Below are 19,001 nucleotides of genomic sequence, written 5' to 3' on the forward strand. Positions count from 1 at the left end.
TTTGCTAAATAACTCCAGCTTCAAGATTTTTAATAAATTTTGCAGTAATACTGGAAATATCAGAAGGAATTTCTCTCTGTGTATCTAATGCAGCCCTTAAGCAGGAGTTGAAGTTGCCAATTTTATACTGAATTATACTACTATTAGATGGTATATAAGTATTTAACCTTGGCTGCCAGGCACCTGCAACACATATAACGCGTAAATCATGTTCCCGTAAAGCAGCAACAGAACCACTTTTTTCTATTTTTGGATAAACAGTTGTTGCTAATCCTACAGATGAATTTAGCATTGCGTCTGAAACATCTGGAGGAGATAATTCACCTAATAATTCTACTTCTAAATTATTTGATGCCCATATCTTTCTCCAAAGTTCCTGTTCCGCATGTGCCCGTCCTACAATAATTAACTTCAATTTAATTCCTTTCTCTTTTTGAAATTTCCGAGCCTCTTTTGCGAATTCTTTAATAGGTGCGTTTTTCTGAATTGTGCCAAAAACGATAAATCTTACTTCCTTCCTTTTTTCTGACTTTCCATTTGGTAGATTTGATTTGCTTTTCCTGATATTTGGAATATTACTAAATAATGGAAGATAAATCGCTCTATAGCCTAAATCTTTTAAATGTGCCTGATAAAGTTTTGACTGCGTGTGTATAACGGCTGGGCATAAATTTTCTAATAATCTTTTTATGAGGAACCTTTGGAGAATTCCCCAAACATGGAATTTTAATTTACTTCCTTTCTCCATTCCCACCCACAATTCATGGAACATAATCTGCCACTTCCTATTCTTTCCAATTTCCAATAAGTCCTTACTTAAACCAAAATGAAGACCTCTGTCGTTAAATGAAAATGGCACATATTGTAAACTTAGCCAATCTGGATCCTGAGTATCCACCCATTCTTTTGCTTTATGAATAAAAGGTTCCTTGTAAGGGAGTCTTAGAATTTCAAAATTATTATGCGGTGTACCTCTTTTTTCCTTAACAATTACATCGGTAAAACGATCAGCAATTGCTAAAATGGATATTATGTAGCCTTGCTTTATAAGTTCATTTGCCAATCTCACAGTATAATCCCCTACTCCATCACAGCCTGGTTCCAGGGAGCCACATATAAAAAGAATTTTCATTATTTACTCTATACAGAAATTAGGAGACTCTTCAAACAATTTTATGTGCTATGGCTTCTTTTTCACTTTATAATTCCCGAGGTAAAGTATATCTAAACCGGAAGTAAAGAAAGTCTGAACTGCATCTGATGGATGACATACATTGGGCTCTCCCTTTAAATTGAAAGAAGTATTCATTACTACGGGTAAACCTGTAATTATATAAAATTCATTTATTAAATTCCAATAACGAAGATTTATATCTTTATCTACTGTTTGCGGCCTCAGAGTGCCATCCACATGAACAACAGCAGGTATTTTTTCGGCGTAATCTTCACTTACATAGTCTGTCAAAATCATATAAGGTGAAGATTTTATATTTTTTAAAACATTTTCCGCCTCTTCTTTTAATAAGGATGGTGCAAAGGGTCTCCAACTTTCGCGGTACTTAACGACCTCATTTACCTTATCCTTCATCTTGGCAGTACCTGGATTTGAAACAATAGAACGATTTCCTAATGCCCTCGGACCAAATTCATCTCTCCCCTGAAACCATCCGATTATTTTTTCCTTAGCTAATTCTGAAGCTGCATCTTTTTCAACTTCATCAATAAATTGGTAATCAAGATGATATTTATCCAGCACTTCTTTAATCTCATCGTTCGTAAATTCTTTTCCGAGGTATGGGTAAAATTGTTCTTTTTTTATAGTGTTATTTAAATGGAATGGATATAATGCAGCTCCAATAGCAGTACCATCATCTGTTGCTGCGGGTTGTATAAAAAATTCTTCTAATTGTAATTCCCTCATTAAGTAGCCATTAGCCTTGCAATTTAAACCTACCCCTCCCGCCATTCCAATGGACTTGATGCTGTAAAGATTGGTATAATACTTTACGAATTTGAGGATTGTTTGTTCATAGTGATATTGGGCAGAATGAGCCAGATCTTTAATGTCTTCGTCATTAATAGCTACTTCATCAGATTCTGGTCTTTGAATAACCTTACCATTTAAAGCCAGTTGTTCTACGTTTAAAAGTGTTTTATGATTAACAGTATGAGAACCAGAAGTTGAAGCAATTAAATGACTCAAATCAAAAGATTTTTTTCCAAATGGCGCTAAGCCCATCACTTTCCATTCATCAGAATATTTTCTAAAACCACACATGGAAGTCATTTCGGCATAATATAAACCTAATGAATTAGGGAAATTAATTCTTTCCAGCACTTCAAGATCAAAACCATTCTTGAGGTATACAGTTGTTGATTCACTAATTCCCCGGCCATCAACAATAAAAATCAGGGACTTTTCACTTTCTAAAAAAGGAACTACACTCCAGGCATGAGCAAAATGATGATCCAGATGAGTTATTTTCTTTGGTTTAAGTTGATAAGATTCTATATATCTCTTAACGTTTCTGGAAGTAAGACTGCGATAATAGTTTAAAGCCTGTCTTGGAAAACTTTCTTTAAGCGCTCCTGTGAAATTTAATTTTATGCTTGTAGCAAAATGTTTATTTAGTTCTGGCCATCCAAATACCATTTCATCTACTTCTTCTATTTTTATTCCTTCAAAGTCCAGGCAGGCTTGAATAGCCTTTATAGGAAATGAGGAATCCTGTTTTCTCCTTGTTAATCTTTCTTCTGCAATTGCAAATTTTAAACTGCCGTCTACGGCTATAGCAGCTGAAGAGTCATGTCCAGGCCCTCCAATGTAGTTAATACCAATTGTAATCATTATTAATTATTTAATCAATGGTTAGTTTTAAATGAAAATTTATTAAATCTTTTGGTAAGTTGCCATGTCCTGTCTAGTGATTTGATAGACATTTGCAACAATTTGCTAAATGGAAAAAAAGGACGTTTTATTTCTTCTTTTGAAAAATCACCTAACTCAGGTTGACTAGTTGTTTGTCTAAAAGTCTCCCAGTCAAAATTCCAAATATCGTCCAATAAAAATCTTCTTGGACCATAATGTAGTAGCAGTTTCAGAGCCTCATAATCATACCAGTAATAATCCTCCTCTGGTGTTAAATGCATTTCAATTCCATTTTCTTCCCACTTTTTTAGCCATTCTTTTGGTGTAGATTCAATGTAGTCCCCTATTTCCAGGATATCGATTTCACTGTTATACATCCTTAACCTCCTTCTCAAATTCCTGGAATTTTTTATATTTTCTAAAATTGAATAAAAACGCAGCTTAGACTTAAATGCACTTAAACGTGTAGTGTTATAGTGAAGAAATTTAATTTCATTGAGATAAAGAGTTGAGGCATTTTCAGGATTTGGAATACGAACACTATGAATTTCTGAAGGTTCATGTTCAGCTCCATCATCTATGTATCCCAAAGGCCACCCCCCTCCATTAAAACGAATTACTTTAGACGTATTTTTATAGAAAGAAGGTTTTTCAAAATACAGAACGGTTCCTGGCTTCCCGTTTACCATATTTTCCCAATTCTCAGTTTGCATGGCATTTGCTGCTAAAATCTCATCTGCATCGATTGCCAGGAGAATAGTATTAGTGCCATAAAGTTCTCGTGCTTTATTTAAAAGTAACAACTGCCTTTCGGCTTCATTAAAATTAGTATTCTCGTTATTTATGAGAGTCACCTTTGGGTAATGAGGATAAATCTCCAAAGATCCATCTATCGACTGCTGATCTGCTATTAAAATGGCATCTGCAAAAATACTGGTTACTCGTAAAAACCGATGCAATATCCAGGCTTCATTTTTTACTGGAGTTAAAACCACTATTTTTCTATTTGAGTTCATTGCTCCTTCATAATTAGTAAAAAGGTGAGAATTTAGAGACAAAATCTTATTCTGTAGAAGGTTGTGCTCTTAGCCCTGCCACACTATTAAACAGATGTAATAAAAAATTAATTCCGGCGGAAAGGATTCCCAAATAAAGAACACCCGTTAATGTGGTAACATCAAATAAAAGAACCCCAAGAACAATACCTGCTATATCTGTTGGAATCTCAAGCATTGGGGTATATTTTATCCATCCTTTACTCAGATTTATGGCATAATTTATACTTAATAATAAGCCTACTGATCCACTGAGGAAGATCAGAAATAATTCATGTTCCAAATGTTCATAATTTTCCCCTAATATCCACAAGAAAGGTTCGGGAATAAGAAATACTACCAACAACACCAGAAAGCACAGTAAAACTGTACTAACCATAGTAACCACATACATCTTATTTAGCTTTCTTAGATTTTGACACCTACCGAAAGCAGGTGAGTATATATTACCAAAAAGAGCTGTAATGATTGTAAATACCAAAGCAAAACGAGATAAGGCTCCTATATCTGCCAATGAACTGGTAGTTCCAAAAATACCGATTAAAAAAATTGAAATTTGTCCTTTAAAGGCAAAGAAGGCGGAATTGTGCCAGTTTATTTTAATATATTTTAAAAGAATCTTTTGGTAACCCTTGTCCACGTCAACAGATTCAGAAATGCCAGTTATTTCCCCTTTTTTTTTTACGTAGATGTATGAGATCCATGCTGACAAACTTGTAATTAGGAAAATAGCCCCAATTATAAAACTGGATTTAAGAAATAGCAACAAACTTATTATACCAACACATCTTATTACATGCCCTACAAGTTCTGAGACCTGAACAATGGCTATTTGTTTTCGTAGTAAAAGAGCACTTCTTATAAAGGCAGTTTTTACTTCAGGAACAACAATTAAGAAAAGGCAAAGCAAGAACCAGCTTATTCTACCTACGCTTATTTCCTGTAAATAAAGAATATAAAACGCATAACCACCAACCAGTAAAAATGCCAATACAATAATGTATGGGGAAATAAGATTCGCGGTTTTTACAAGCCTGGACATTTTAACGATATCCTCCCATACTTCTCCTCCAATTTTCTTAAATCCAATAAAAATGGCAGAGTTTGAGAGGGGAATCAGCATTCCCTGTATAGTTAATAGAACAGTATAAATAGCATAATCTTCCTTAGAAAGTTCTCTAACTAAGAAAATACTAATAGAAAATCCTAAAGCTTTTCCTATGAGCTGGGAACCAAAAACCTGTCCAATAGGTTTTAAGGAAGATTTACTAAAATATGGGCCCAAACGGGCGATTAATTTTTCCAAGAAAGGATCTTTTATCAGGCTGGATTTATTTTATTCATCTTCTGAATTACAATTGAATCTATTATTAAATATTTACTCATTACCATACCCGTAGGTATCTGCTTTAGAAAATTCCACATCATTTAAAACTACCATAGGATACTTTAATTTTTTGTTTTCATAAATATCCTGAATAGTGACCAGGCGAGCCTTATTGGAGTAGTTTCTTCTCACTACAAAAATTGTCGAATCGATATGCGGAGCGAGTGCAAATGCATCAGCTACTTTACCTACAGGAGCCGAATCGATTAGGACGTAATCATATCTTTCTTTTAATTCATTAAGAAGTTTACCTATTCTTTCACTAAGCATTAATTCCCCGGCATTTGGTGGAGTTGAACCAGAGTCTATAAAAAAGAGATTTTCCACAGAAGGAGAGGGAACAATTATTTCTTCCAGCTTAGTATCATGATTTATAATATAATCTGTAACACCAACTTTATTGGACAAGCCCATATCTTGCATAAGTTTAGGTGCACGTAAATCAAAACTTAAAGCAATAACTTTCTTTCCAGAAATTGCCAGACTTGTGCCTAAATTAATTGTGAAAAAGGTTTTACCCTCTCCTTTCATATCTGACGTTATTAGTATTATTTTATTAGTCTTCCCTGCAGATATAAACTTTAAATTAAAACGGATAAGGCGAAAGAGTTCAGCTACAGGTGTCCTGTTCTTTTCTGTGGCAACAATAATTTCTTTGTCATTACTATGAGCTATTTTTCCTAGAACCGGCACATTCGTTAATCGTTGAATATCATCAACACTCTGAATTTTATCGTCTATATTATCCTTTATATAAACAATAGAAAAAGGTAGGAAAAGACCAAAAATTATGGCGCCCAGGTAAATTGAGGTTTTATTGGGACTTACTGGAAAGTTCCCCGACCTTGGCTCATCAATAACACGCGTGTTCGATACAGGGGCAGATAAGGATAATGCTTCTTCTTCACGTTTTTGCAGGAGATATAAATATAATTCCTGCTTTGTACTTTGTTGCCGATTAATTGCAAGCAACTCCCTTTCTGCAGAAGGAACATTTCTAATTTGAGATTCCAGACGGTTGGAATTAGCCATAAGGTTTCTTCTTGTTATGATTAAACCGTCCTTTATATTATTCAGATTTTCCAGAATATTGTTCCTAAGATCTGATAATTGTTCATCAATTTCTACCACCAATGGATTATCCTCTGGAGTTGTACGAAGAAGACTTCGCTTTTCCAATTGCAATTCATTAAACCTGGAAATTAAACCAACTAATGTGGCATCTTGAATATTTAATGAACTTGGTACCAAAGATGCATTCGGCCCTTGTTGTTTTAAGTAATTCTCAATTGAGTTAAGAACATCAATCTGGGTTTGGTAATCTGCTAGCTCACTTTTAGCCTGACTTGCTTTTTGAAGATAAATAGCTGCATTAGAATTAACATCTGTTAAATCATTTTGTTGTTTATATTGCTCCACATTCTTTTCAACACCTGTGAGCTCACTGGTGAGGTGCTGGAGACGATCATCAATCATCTCGATCGTACTGATTGCCAGACGGTTTTTGTATTCAACTGCTTTTCGGGTATAGACTTCGATTAACTTAGTGACAATATCTTCTCCTCTCTCAGGTATTGGATCCAAAAGACTTACAGCGATAAGACTACCTGTTTCATTTACGGGTTCAACTTCAAGTTGTTCACTATAGTACTCAGCGAAGTCCTGAATACTTATAAATTCCATATCAATTGTATTTCCAATTTCTGAGGACAGATCATCAAATCTTGAAAGTACAGTAAATGTTCCGTAGGGTTTTAGTATCTCCTGTCCATAAGTATACGTCTTCTTATTATCCTTTCCTTCCTCTGTTAACTCAAATCTCTTATTGTCCAGCATAGTAATACTTAGACGCTGGCCATGAGAAAACGGGAGGGAATTATTAATTTCGACATATACTGGTAAATCTTTCCCATATACTTCAACTTCATTCACCTTACCTTCAACATAATACCGCACCTGGAGTGATAACTCGCTTAAAGCAACTTCCATTAATCCGGCAGAAGTTAAAATCCCTATCTCATCTTCAATATTACGGGATGGTTTAATTAGACCTAATTCCGCAAATGATTCGAATTTTGATGCACCCTCACCTTTATCCTTATCTTTTATAAGCAGGGTACTGGTGATTTGATATTGAGGTATTGCTTCGTATCTTAAATACAGAAAAGCAGCACCTATAAAGATTATTAAGCCCAATAAGAAAATATACCAATACTCCAGATATTTAGAGAGTATTTCCTTTATATCTTTTTCTTCAGCTTTTTGTGAAATATGGTTTGGTTTCATCTTTGCTAAGAATTAATTTAAGTTTAAAAGTATGAGTGATGCTGTGGAAATGACTGAAAGAACGAGGGCAATATTGTTTCTGGTCATACTAGCCTGCTCTTTCTTGGAATTTACTGGCTCTACATACACAACATCGTTTGGCTGTAAATAATAATGAGGTGAATTCAAAACTTCCTTATTATTTAGATTTAATCTAACAATTCTCCGGACTCCCTCTGTTTCATTAATAACAAGCACATTATCTCTTTTGCCATACACTGTCATGTCCCCAGCCATCCCCAATGCTTCAATTATGCTAATTTTTTCAGCAGGAACCGAAAATGTTGAAGGATTGTTGACTTCTCCTATAACTGTAATTCTATAATTCAAATACCGAATATTTACTATAGCATTACTTAAATACTTCTTTAATGTATCTGTTAATTTTGATTTTAATTCCGGTTTAGTAAGTCCTTTTACGTCAATAGACCCCAATTGAGGAAAATCTATTGTACCATCGCTATTTACAAGATATCCCTCGGCTGTACCTACTGCATTATTGGAGTTTCCCAAAGTATTCATTACAGTGCTGCGATTAAATGGTAAATCTGCTTCAGGATTTAAACTGGTTACAGAAATGCTTAGTAAGTCACCTGGCTGGATAATCACTTCTTTTGCTTCCGAAGAAATTTTCTCAGTATAAATGTCTCCTTCTGCATAATCGCTGAAGTACACAAGGTTACGGGAACAGGAAAAAAACAGGGGCAGGATAACGAGAAGGAAAATTTTATGTTTCATAAGTAGTTAATTTTGTGTTTGTTAAATTAATTGGTTAGTAGTTTACACGGTGATTGCAACTTCTATAGTTATAAGTCTTCTTAAAAATGTACAGGAAGCACATATAGAAGTAAATAATTTATAGGAAAAAAAGTTAATAGGCCTTTTCTTCGCCTTTTAAAGCATTAACTACGGTTTGGTATATAATCATTAGATCTAGTAAAAGTGACCATTTCTCCAGATAAAAAATATCAAGACGTACGCGGTTAATAATATCTGCTTTTCTTAATATTTCACCCCTGTACCCTTTAATTTGGGCAAGACCGGTTATCCCCGGCTTTACAAAATGTCTCACTAAATATTTATCCACCGTTGTACCATATTCTGTTGTATGTTGCTGCATATGTGGACGTGGTCCTACTACGCTCATATGGCCTAAAAAAACATCAATAAATTGAGGTAACTCATCCAGACTGGTTTTACGTAGTATCCTGCCAATTCTGGTAACTCTTACGTCATTTCGTGTAGCCATAGAAGTATTTGCATCACTACTAACAGTCATTGAACGAAACTTATGACACCAAAAAATTTTGCAATTTACACCATTACGCTTTTGTTTAAAATATAATGGGCCTGGAGATTCTAACTTAATAAGCACATATAAAATTGGAGTAATCCACGACAGCAAAAACAGGATGACAAGAGACGAGAAAACAATATCAAAGGCGCGTTTCACAATTCGCGCATATTCTCCGTCCATTGGCGACCCCCTCATATTTAAAACAGGAATAGTGTCATACAACTCTATAGACATAGCCCTGGAAAAAATTTCTTTGTTGTCTGGTATTATTTTCAGCTTTTTCAAATTGTTATCCGCAAAGGTTATAAGAGTTTTTAATTCCTCCTGCGTTAGCTTCGAAACCATACAATAAATTTCATTAACCTGACTATCTATAACATACTGGAAAGAATTTTTAATCTCACCCAGGTATGTTGAACTATTAGAAGCTTCATTGTCAAAATAACCCATATAACGATAACCAAGATCTGGCTCATCAAAGACTTTTCTAATCTTCTTTAGGTTCTTATCCCTTCCAATTACTACTACATTCACAAAGTTCCCTCCTTCGAGCCTATATTTTCTCCTCAACCAGAAAAACAACCACCGGTAAAGCAATAAAAGCAAACAGATGATTAAATATACATTTACCCGATACTGATCCGAATAGACCTGATGGTTTTTAAAAGCAAACAATGCAAAATATGCCAGACCGAAAATGATGTATAATTGCAGCATCTTCATGAAATTTGTCATAAATCGCTCTTTTCTAGCAGTGGGATAAAAATCCAAACTGTAAGTAATCAATAACCACGAAAAATTATAGTAAAGAATACTATTGAAATCCAGGTAAGTTTCCGGAGTAAAAAAATACAAACAGCTATTTATTATTACCAAATGAATAAAAATAGACAAAGGAATAATTAAGACTGACTTTTGCATTTTAAAAAATTTTACAATAGGTGCAGAGATAGCCTTTTACGACTACCCCTTGTAGGGTGGCTGGTTTATATACCAGTTATAGAGTTTTTTAACTCCTTCTTTTAATTCTATTTTATGCCTCCATCCCAATTGATGCAGCTTCGAGGGATTAGTTAATTTCTTCATTGTTCCGTCAGGCTTTTCCATATCAAAAAAGAGATCTACTTCAGAAGCTAATATATCTTTGATGAGACAGGCCAGTTCCTTGATCGAAATATCTTCACCGGTTCCTATATTAATATGTGTATTTCGGAGCTCGTTCTCAGCTATATGGGGGGTGTTATTTCTAGCCAAGGAAACAACATCTTGAAAAGTCACATTTTCCATTATAAAGACACAGGCTTCCGCCATATCTTCGCTCCAAAGAAATTCCCGCCTGGCATTACCGGTCCCCCAGATTTCCACCTTTACATTTGGAGTACCGGAAGACGATTCTTGATAGACTCCATAGTTTTGCAAAACAGCCCGTATTTCTTCTTCTGAATCACTCCCGGAAACACCGCCTATCGGCCGCTTATCCAAATCTTCCCTAATCACCTCCCAATCCTTTTCTTTTAAAGCATTGCCAAGATGGATTTTTCTAATTAAAGCTGGAAGCACATGGGATGTTTCAAGATTAAAATTATCGTAGGGTCCGTACAGATTTGTCGGCATTACAGAAATAAAATTCGTCCCGTATTGAATATTATAACTTTCACATAATTTTAAACCTGCGATCTTAGCTATAGCATAAGGTTCATTAGTAAATTCTAATGGACCGGTCAATAAACTGTTCTCCGTCATAGGTTGGGGGCAGTCTTTAGGGTAAATACAAGTGCTACCCAGAAATAAAAGTTTTTTTACCTTATGTATGTGACTTTGATGGATCACATTATTCTGAATCATTAAGTTTTCATAGATAAAATCTGCTCTGTATTTATTGTTAGCCACAATTCCTCCTACCTTTGCCGCTGCGAGAAAAACATAATCGGGTTTTTCACTGGAAAAAAAGGCCGCTACTGCATTTGCTTCTGTTAAATCCAGTTCCTCATGAGTGCGGGTAATTATATTATGATACCCTAGTTTCTCAAGATTCATTTTAAGAGCACTCCCTACAAGACCCCGATGCCCGGCAATATATATTTTAGATTCCTTTTGCATTCTTTACTTCTACTGTTCAGATAAAAAACATCTACTTATTCATAATAATTGAAAATCTCATAACCTCCATTCTGGATATGTTGATCTTTTTGCATAAGCTTAAGATCACTCTCCATCATTTCTTTTACCAGGTCCTTCAAATCATATTCTGGAATCCAGCCTAATTTTGTATTCGCTTTAGTAGCATCACCTATGAGAAGTTCCACTTCTGTAGGTCGAAAGTATTTAGGATCTACAGCCAAAATCTCTTTCCCTATCTTTAGCTGGAATTGAGAATTGGCACAGGATTTTACTATTCCTTTTTCTTCAACCCCTTCTCCAACAAATTCCAATTTTATTCCCACCTCATCAAATGCCATTTTCACAAAATCCCTTACAGAAGTAGTTTTTCCAGTAGCAATGACCCAATCTTCAGGTTCCTCTGCTTGAAGAATCATCCACATCATTCTCACATAATCTTTGGCATGGCCCCAATCCCTTTGAGCATCCAGATTACCAAGATATATTTTATCCTGAAGTCCCAAAGCGATACGAGCAGCTGCGCGAGTTATTTTCCGGGTGACAAAAGTTTCTCCCCTTATAGGAGATTCGTGATTAAAGAGAATTCCATTACACGCAAACATTCCATAGGCTTCACGATAATTTACTGTAATCCAGTAGGCATACATTTTTGCGACAGCATAAGGACTTCTGGGATAGAAAGGTGTATTTTCTGTTTGCGGAGTTTCCTGCACTTTTCCGTATAATTCGGAAGTTGAAGCCTGATAAACTTTTGTTTTTTTCTCAAGTCCCAATAATCGGACAGCATCCAGGATCCGTAGAGTACCCAGACCATCTGCATTACCGGTATATTCAGGTATTTCGAAAGAAACCTGCACATGGCTCATCGCTGCCAAATTGTAAATCTCATCAGGTTGAATTTTTTGAATGAGTCGTATCAAATTTGTACTATCTGTCATGTCACCATAATGAAGTACAAAATTTCGATTCTCTAAATGTGGATCCTGATACAAGTGATCAACCCTGTCTGTATTAAAGAGAGAAGCTCTTCTTTTAAGACCATGAACAATATATCCTTTCTTTAAAAGAAACTCACTTAGATATGCTCCGTCCTGTCCGGTTATACCTGTTATAAATGCTATTTTCATTATATATATGACTAATTTTAATATTCTAGTTCTTTTTGGTTAGAAGCAATTGTTTTCTGGTATACCTCATTAAATTTTTAAAATGAAAGGGAATGAGAAATTGAAGATAAACTTTCCAGTTCTTATAATTTTTCTGACTTGCCCCACGCTGATGTAACCTGCTTAAAGTATCAGCAAAACGATGAAAGCTAATTTCTTTTGAAAACCAATTTTCCCAAGCTTCTCTTGCTTTGTAGCCCATTTCTTCAGCTTCGTTCTTTCTTTCTTCAAGTATTTGCGGTATCTGGTCAACATCTTTTTCTGCTAGATGAATTGAAAAATCTATCCACTCAGGTCCGTTAATTGGCACCCATTCGTCCGATACAATTACGGGAACTCTACCCATTTCCATACTTTCGAACAATCTATATGTAGAAGGACCGAAACCACGTGGGCATAAAATGAACAGGCTTTTTTTCATAATTTCAGCATAAGACTGTTCAAATTGTGATTTTTCGTTCGGGTTTAGCATCCATGAATTCTTACCGGCTGTATCTTTAAGAAAACAATTTGGATAATCAAGAGCTAAAATATTTGTTCTTACTCTATGAGTAGAACTTGCTCCCACAAATGAAAAAAGATATTCAGGTTTAATTTTCCCAGCTTCATATTTAATAGCTTCATTTTCACAAATTCTTGCAATATAATGCCCCGATGCCATTCTACTATCTCTGTAAAATTTCTTTCTAATGGAAGGGTAAATTCCTGGCATTAAAGGAACGACCCAGTCTCTATCATGGTACAAATAACATTTCTCCTTAAATTTCTTATATATTGGAGAGGTGAGAACCTTAAGAAAATAAGGATCGTTATCTGGATGATGTTCAACAAAAAAAATAATATCTGCATCCCCAGGATCGTCGCATACAGAATGAATTTTGTATGGATCCAATTCTGCCGATTCTCTTAGCCAGTAAGCAGCGAAATTTGTCTCTGAATTGTAAGGATATGCAGATGTTATAAACAGCCTCATGATAGTTTCTAAATTTTAAAAAACTAAATAAAAACTATAGGGGAAATACAAATAAATAAATCCAATTTTGGACCAGCAAGAGTGGATTTAAAAAAGTAGAAGTAGTATTTGAAGTTTTATTTAATAATATTATTAATTACTCCTTTTGTTATTTCTTATACGTCACGCTCTTTAAATGCTGTAATGTCTTAATCCAAAGGCTTTAACAACCTGATCCATTAAAACATTGAAGCTAATTTCTACTTTTTTGAAAAAGTAATCTGGATTATAATAAAGCACTCTTATTTTCTGTTCGCAGTTCTGATATTAATAAACTGCGGAATTAAATAATGTGGTATTTTTCTACCAATCTTAAAGGCAAGAGTGAAATACCCCATTAAATTATGTTTTTTTATAATTTGAAGATCCTCGCCTGACTTTTTCTTTTGTAAACTTGCCGTAGTACTTTTACCTCCAAGTCGCATCTTTATTATCCACTCATTTATAAAAACCTTTTTTATCTCATCATTTTTAAACCACCGCAGAGAAATATCATAATCACTGGCGATGCTATAACTTTGATCATAAAGTCCGTTTTTCTCATAAACTTCCCTTCGAACGTAAATTGTCGGATGAAGAGGTATCCACCCAAAAAGCAAATAATTTTTTCTAAAAGGGTTAGAGGGATAAATTCTTTTAATTTTAGATACATCATTCTGACTTACGTAAATTCCTTTGCCATATAATAAGTCTGCTCCGGATTCTCTGAAGTTCTGCACTATCTTTTTAATGGTGTCTTCATCAAACAAAAAATCGTCGGAGTTTACAATACCAATAATATCTCCTGTTGCTTCTCGTATACCTTTATTAAAAGCACTATAAATACCAGAATCTTTTTCGGAAATGTAGTAAGCAATTCTTTCCCTGTATGGCTCGATTCTTTTTTGGGTTCCATCTGTTGAACCACCGTCAATAACAAGATATTCAATATTCGCATAGGATTGTCTTAAAACTGATTCAATACAGTCCGAAATGCTCTCCGCATTGTTATAGACAACAGTTATAATTGAAACTTTCATTATTTTTTAATTGATTGTAATGATTATCAAAAAATTTCTTGATAAAATAGATCGTTCTATACTGATATTTTCTGTCCTAGAAGTGCATCAAAATATTCAATAGTTTTATATAATCCTTCTTTCAATTCTATCTTTGGCTCCCAACCATTGAGATGTTTCTTAGCTAAAGTGATATCTGGTTGTCTTTGCTTAGGATCATCCTTTGGCAAATCTTTAAATACTAATTTGGAAGAAGAACCAATTATCTCTAAAATATGTTCTGCCAATTCCAGCATTGTAAATTCATTTTGGTTCCCGATATTCACCGGACCAGTAAAGTCTTTAGTAGCCATCATTCTTGTCATCCCTTCGACCAAATCATCTACATACTGAAAAGACCTTGTTTGTTTACCATCACCAAAAATTGTAATATCTGCCCCTTTTAATGCCTGAACTATAAAGTTTGAAACCACTCGACCATCATCAGGATTCATATTGGGGCCATAAGTATTAAAAATGCGGACAATTTTTACATCCACATTATTTTGATGGTGATAATCCATAAAAAGGGTCTCAGCACATCTTTTACCTTCGTCATAACAAGAACGGGGACCAATTGGATTTACATTGCCCCAATAACTTTCAGGCTGAGGATGAATTTCAGGATCACCATATACCTCACTCGTACTTGCCTGCAGAACTCTTGCCTTTACTCTTTTGGCTAACCCAAGCATATTTATAGCTCCCATCACAGAGGTTTTTATAGTTTTTATGGAATTGTACTGGTAGTGAACAGGTGAAGCGGGGCATGCTAAATTGTAGATTTCATCTACTTCAATCATAAATGGAATGGTAACATCATGACGTATAGCTTCAAAATACGGATTGTCCAACAGAGGTATTATGTTCCTTTTGCTCCCGGTAAAATAATTATCCAGGCAAATCACTTCGTTACCTTCTTCCAGCAGCCTTTTGCAAAGGTGAGAACCAATAAACCCTGCACCTCCTGTTACTAAAATTCTTTTCATTTTATTTTTATATTTTAAAGAAAACCTCCTCTATTATGGAAAAGGACAATAAAACCCTAGGTCGCAAATTATCGTATTAAGTCTGGAAAATTTTGTTCCAGATAGGAGTATATTGTTTTTACGTCCTGAGAAGCTTTTTTAGATACAACCAAATTAGCATCTTTGGTTGAAATAAGAATACAATTATTCACTCCTACGAAAAAAGTGGGTTTTATTTCTCCAAGCTGCATATTTAAATTAGAATCGGTGGTATAACCATGGGATTTAAAATAGTCGTATACAGCCTCAAAAGACCCCATATCACTCCATTGAAAATTAGCCGGAACCACCTTTATTTTATCGCTTTTCTCCATCACTGCGTAATCCACACTTATAGAAGGTATTTTCATGGAAATATCTGAATTTAGACACCCTTCTTCAGCAGTTTGCCAAGCCTCATAGGACCTTTTAAATACTTCTGGAGCAAATTCCTGTAACTCATTTAAAAATACATTAGCTTTAAAACAAAACATCCCGCTATTCCACAGAAAATTACCTGCCTTCAAATATGACTCCGCATTCTTTTTATCTGGTTTTTCTCTAAAGGATACCACTCTTTCGCCTTCAAATTCTATATATCCATAGCCGGTTTCAGCACTGGTGGGTTGCACCCCAAAAGTTACAAGATTGTCTTCTTTAGCAAGTTCTATTGCTTTCTCAACGGCTTCTTGATAAGATTCACCTTCTTGTATAATGTGATCTGCAGGTGTCACTAACAAAATATCCTCTGGGTCAGCAGAAAAAGCAGCAAAAGCAATTGCCGGTGCCGTATTTCTGGGTGTTGCCTCTACTATATTCACATAAAAATCCTGTCCAATATTTTTTAATATTCTTTCTGAAAGATCCTTATTGCCTGTATTTCCCACTACAATCAACTTTTTTGAAAAAAGCCTATTTCTCTCCACAGCAAGTTGAAATAAAGACTTATCTGAGAAAATTTCTAGATATTGCTTAGGCTTGGACTGTCTCGACAAAGGCCATAATCTGCTCCCGACTCCTCCCGTTAAAATTACATGTGAAACTTCTGCCATAATAAAATGTTTTAATAAAACTAAAGTGAGGCCAAAGACCTTTTATCAGATTTTAATTACTTATTCGGGTTATAGAATAATTCAACTGCCTAATTTATTACTATTGCTTTGCCAACAAATTTTTGCAAAAAGCCGTTTTTCTAAAATTATGGCTACACAACTCATCTTTCACCAGACTCTTTTTTCAATTCATAACTAGTTCTATAAGCTTCAGAGGGATTTTACTGATAATTGGGGAAGTGCAATCAGGAGTTTTTATGGCTTCGCCGCTGTAAGTCCCATTTTGGTCTTACATATTTAATTGCTGTGTGGGGATAATCTTAAAAATAGGGGATGGAGAATACAATCTTTGGGGTATAAATAATGATCTTTTTCTTCTTTACTAAGATTGGAATTTTTTCCTAAGCTCAGCATTATGAATATGTTAAAATTTTCAAAACAGAAAATTTAGAAGAAGAGAATAATGCCTCTTATGCTGGTTAATTTAAATATTATCTATTAAATATTGCATATTAACAAGAATCATTCAATTATAGTAGCTATTACACTGTTAATAAAAATAGAATAGCAATATGTTAAAATATGAAAAAATGCGCTAAGAATAAGAATTTTAGCATTTGAAACTCTTCCCAAAAACTTAGCTTCCGATGAATGGTAAATTTTCATCCATGAGATACTCAGAAAAATTTAACAGTATTTCTTAAAAACGCAAATTCTTTCAAAACTGAAGTAAAAAAGAACAGATTCTCTTCATTATAACATTAAAAATATATGGGATGGCAGAAGCATTTGGAAAAAATTAAATTCTTCCAAAGTCGATTTATTTTAACCATTCCCCGACAGAATTTTAGAAGCTTATCTTACGTAGTATACTTTAAAACAATTATCATGGATAAAAAAAGTAAGCTTTTCCAGGCTTTAAGAATGGTAACATCAGTAATACGGTAAAGAGAGCTTTAAATTGAGCGGAAGACAAAAAACTAAAAAATAATAGAAGTAACTCTGGATGTACCTTTTAGGCCAATTAAAGTTTCTTTTGAATACTATTTACGGGTTAGTTTTCTATTCACAAATCCGTAGGAGAAAAGATAATCAACAAAAAAGAAGAAAGGTCTTGCTTTCAGAAAGAACGAAAATAGCTATGGGAAGCTAGCTAGGTCGTTTTATGTACCGATAATTATATACGAAGAAGAAGGATCCTGTAACATAATAAATTGAACATAATCCATTCTTTCATAAGAAACAGATGTGGCTTTTAAAACCCTTAATTTCTAAAAGGGCTACTTACAGCTTCAAAAGCTTAAAGGTTTAGAAATAACATCCTCCACTTCTTCGACGAGGATTTGCTGAGCTGTCAAATAATTTAAAACTAAGGCTTAATAGCACATGATGTAATCTACCGTCAAAATTGGCTCGATTCACACCATCTCTTTCACTAACCCCTCCACTTATTGTGCTATCATTTGACACATTTATTTCTTGTAAATCCTCAGAAGCCAAACTACGGGAATAACGTAAATCCAGTTCAAAACGTCCTACTCCGGCCTTTATACCCGCTTGGGCTGCTAAAGGAGAATTTTGTACGACTATAGCATTTGCAGTACCTTCAAGATTACCCTCAATAATATTATTATATGCCGGCCCTGCATACACATCTATGGGACCATAGACGTTATAACCAACTAATAGAGGAATGGTAAGCTGATCAACAGTATAGGAAGACGTAATATTCACTAAAGTAAATTCTGTTTCCGAAGAAATATATAAAGCTTCCGGCCTAATAAAAAAATTACCAAACCTCATTTCTATAAAAGCCCCTCCATGAAATCCAATTGATGATTCTGGATTAAAGGTGTCGGAGCTATATACCAGTTCAGTGTCCACAAGGGATTGCAGACCTACAATTTCACCCCCCATAGCATAATTCAGTCCTCCTTTTAATCCAAAACTAAATTCCTGGGCTTGAGTAAATGAAAAACATAAAAAGAAAAATAGAATAGGTAATATCGACTTCTTCATAAATGTAGGTTTAAAGATCCTGACTTGGGCCGTAAATATATCAATTATTCAAATAATAGGCAGCCTAAGTTTCTTTTTAACGGTAAAAGAAAAACTATAGTATTAGAATATTCTTTTTTCTAATCCTTTAGGAATAATAACCTGGAAAAATATAAACAGAACCAACAGTGTTTCATTTAAAATACTACTTCAGGTGGCACAGGAAAATTTGTGTTTATTCATCTCCTTCCACTTCGCCCTCCCACTCCATAAAACCACCTAGCAGGTTGTATGTATTCTGGAATTCCTTCTGATCGAGAATAGAACAGGCCTGTGCACTGCGCTTTCCGGAACGACAGTAAATGTAATAGTTCTTGGACTTGTCCAGTTTCTCTACTTCATCTATAAATCCCTGTCCTTTATATATATCAATTTTTTTAGCACCGGGAATAAACCCCTCCTCTATTTCTTCTTCGGTTCTTACGTCAAGGATAACAGCATCTTTATCATTTTTTAATTGATTACTCCATTCTTCCTGCGAAAGCTCTTTCATAATGTTTTATTTAAAAATTTTCAGGATTAAAAATACTAAAAGATGCAAAGAAATAGATTATATAATCAGTATTTTTCCCCTCTTTGTAATATCATGGAATTTTAACTTTGTTTTATCAAACC

15 protein-coding genes are annotated in these 19,001 nt (G+C 34.5%); all 15 read right to left on the reverse strand.

The window, feature by feature from the left end:
- Nucleotides 1–4: 4 nt before the first annotated feature.
- Nucleotides 5–1,063: a glycosyltransferase family protein gene (locus tag RM549_RS03510; protein WP_311681336.1), complete on the reverse strand. Its 1,059-nt coding sequence runs from the start codon at nt 1,061–1,063 to the stop codon at nt 5–7.
- Nucleotides 1,064–1,180: 117 nt separating this feature from the next.
- Nucleotides 1,181–2,848, reverse strand: coding sequence for a carbamoyltransferase family protein (locus RM549_RS03515; protein ID WP_311681344.1), 1,668 nt, complete (start codon nt 2,846–2,848; stop codon nt 1,181–1,183).
- Between the two features lie 14 nt (nt 2,849–2,862).
- The gene (locus tag RM549_RS03520) at nt 2,863–3,885 is read right to left on the reverse strand and encodes a glycosyltransferase family 2 protein (protein ID WP_311681352.1); all 1,023 of its coding nucleotides are present in this window, start codon (nt 3,883–3,885) and stop codon (nt 2,863–2,865) included.
- A 46-nt stretch (nt 3,886–3,931) separates the two neighbouring features.
- Nucleotides 3,932–5,230, reverse strand: coding sequence for a lipopolysaccharide biosynthesis protein (locus RM549_RS03525; RefSeq protein ID WP_311681359.1), 1,299 nt, complete (start codon nt 5,228–5,230; stop codon nt 3,932–3,934).
- Nucleotides 5,231–5,302: 72 nt separating this feature from the next.
- Nucleotides 5,303–7,597 (reverse strand): GumC family protein, encoded by a 2,295-nt coding sequence (locus RM549_RS03530; protein ID WP_311681374.1) that lies wholly within the window; start codon nt 7,595–7,597, stop codon nt 5,303–5,305.
- 12 nt (nt 7,598–7,609) lie between these two features.
- Nucleotides 7,610–8,374, reverse strand: a complete 765-nt coding sequence (locus tag RM549_RS03535) for a polysaccharide biosynthesis/export family protein (RefSeq protein ID WP_311681381.1) — start codon at nt 8,372–8,374, stop codon at nt 7,610–7,612.
- Between the two features lie 133 nt (nt 8,375–8,507).
- The gene (locus tag RM549_RS03540; protein WP_311681387.1) at nt 8,508–9,854 is read right to left on the reverse strand and encodes an exopolysaccharide biosynthesis polyprenyl glycosylphosphotransferase; all 1,347 of its coding nucleotides are present in this window, start codon (nt 9,852–9,854) and stop codon (nt 8,508–8,510) included.
- Between the two features lie 42 nt (nt 9,855–9,896).
- Nucleotides 9,897–11,033: a GDP-L-fucose synthase family protein gene (locus RM549_RS03545; RefSeq protein WP_311681391.1), complete on the reverse strand. Its 1,137-nt coding sequence runs from the start codon at nt 11,031–11,033 to the stop codon at nt 9,897–9,899.
- Nucleotides 11,034–11,068: 35 nt separating this feature from the next.
- Complete coding sequence (gmd, locus tag RM549_RS03550) at nt 11,069–12,181, reverse strand: GDP-mannose 4,6-dehydratase (RefSeq protein ID WP_311681393.1); 1,113 nt, start codon at nt 12,179–12,181, stop codon at nt 11,069–11,071.
- 25 nt (nt 12,182–12,206) lie between these two features.
- A complete protein-coding gene (locus RM549_RS03555) occupies nt 12,207–13,193 on the reverse strand; it encodes an exostosin domain-containing protein (RefSeq protein WP_311681395.1) in 987 nt (328 codons plus the stop codon).
- 281 nt (nt 13,194–13,474) lie between these two features.
- Nucleotides 13,475–14,251: a glycosyltransferase family 2 protein gene (locus tag RM549_RS03560; RefSeq protein WP_311681397.1), complete on the reverse strand. Its 777-nt coding sequence runs from the start codon at nt 14,249–14,251 to the stop codon at nt 13,475–13,477.
- Between the two features lie 56 nt (nt 14,252–14,307).
- Nucleotides 14,308–15,258, reverse strand: a complete 951-nt coding sequence (locus RM549_RS03565) for a UDP-glucuronic acid decarboxylase family protein (RefSeq protein WP_311681398.1) — start codon at nt 15,256–15,258, stop codon at nt 14,308–14,310.
- A gap of 68 nt (nt 15,259–15,326) precedes the next feature.
- On the reverse strand, nt 15,327–16,328 hold the full coding sequence (locus tag RM549_RS03570) for a mannose-1-phosphate guanylyltransferase (protein WP_311681399.1): 1,002 nt from the start codon (nt 16,326–16,328) through the stop codon (nt 15,327–15,329).
- A gap of 1,308 nt (nt 16,329–17,636) precedes the next feature.
- Nucleotides 17,637–18,347 (reverse strand): outer membrane beta-barrel protein, encoded by a 711-nt coding sequence (locus tag RM549_RS03575; protein WP_311681401.1) that lies wholly within the window; start codon nt 18,345–18,347, stop codon nt 17,637–17,639.
- Nucleotides 18,348–18,561: 214 nt separating this feature from the next.
- Nucleotides 18,562–18,879 carry a rhodanese-like domain-containing protein gene (locus RM549_RS03580; protein WP_311681407.1) on the reverse strand — a complete coding sequence of 106 codons (318 nt, stop codon included), beginning with the start codon at nt 18,877–18,879 and terminating at the stop codon, nt 18,562–18,564.
- Nucleotides 18,880–19,001: the final 122 nt, after the last annotated feature.

Source organism: Autumnicola patrickiae (assembly GCF_031846525.1).
Classification (GTDB): domain Bacteria; phylum Bacteroidota; class Bacteroidia; order Flavobacteriales; family Flavobacteriaceae; genus Autumnicola; species Autumnicola patrickiae.

Coding starts and splice junctions, on each gene's coding strand:
- RM549_RS03515 (WP_311681344.1), bottom strand. CDS start 2,848: ATGATTACAATTGGTATTAACTACATTGGAGGGCCTGGACATGACTCT.
- RM549_RS03520 (WP_311681352.1), bottom strand. CDS start 3,885: ATGAACTCAAATAGAAAAATAGTGGTTTTAACTCCAGTAAAAAATGAA.
- RM549_RS03530 (WP_311681374.1), bottom strand. CDS start 7,597: ATGAAACCAAACCATATTTCACAAAAAGCTGAAGAAAAAGATATAAAG.
- RM549_RS03535 (WP_311681381.1), bottom strand. CDS start 8,374: ATGAAACATAAAATTTTCCTTCTCGTTATCCTGCCCCTGTTTTTTTCC.
- RM549_RS03540 (WP_311681387.1), bottom strand. CDS start 9,854: ATGCAAAAGTCAGTCTTAATTATTCCTTTGTCTATTTTTATTCATTTG.
- RM549_RS03545 (WP_311681391.1), bottom strand. CDS start 11,033: ATGCAAAAGGAATCTAAAATATATATTGCCGGGCATCGGGGTCTTGTA.
- gmd (WP_311681393.1), bottom strand. CDS start 12,181: ATGAAAATAGCATTTATAACAGGTATAACCGGACAGGACGGAGCATAT.
- RM549_RS03555 (WP_311681395.1), bottom strand. CDS start 13,193: ATGAGGCTGTTTATAACATCTGCATATCCTTACAATTCAGAGACAAAT.
- RM549_RS03560 (WP_311681397.1), bottom strand. CDS start 14,251: ATGAAAGTTTCAATTATAACTGTTGTCTATAACAATGCGGAGAGCATT.
- RM549_RS03565 (WP_311681398.1), bottom strand. CDS start 15,258: ATGAAAAGAATTTTAGTAACAGGAGGTGCAGGGTTTATTGGTTCTCAC.
- RM549_RS03570 (WP_311681399.1), bottom strand. CDS start 16,328: ATGGCAGAAGTTTCACATGTAATTTTAACGGGAGGAGTCGGGAGCAGA.
- RM549_RS03575 (WP_311681401.1), bottom strand. CDS start 18,347: ATGAAGAAGTCGATATTACCTATTCTATTTTTCTTTTTATGTTTTTCA.
- RM549_RS03580 (WP_311681407.1), bottom strand. CDS start 18,879: ATGAAAGAGCTTTCGCAGGAAGAATGGAGTAATCAATTAAAAAATGAT.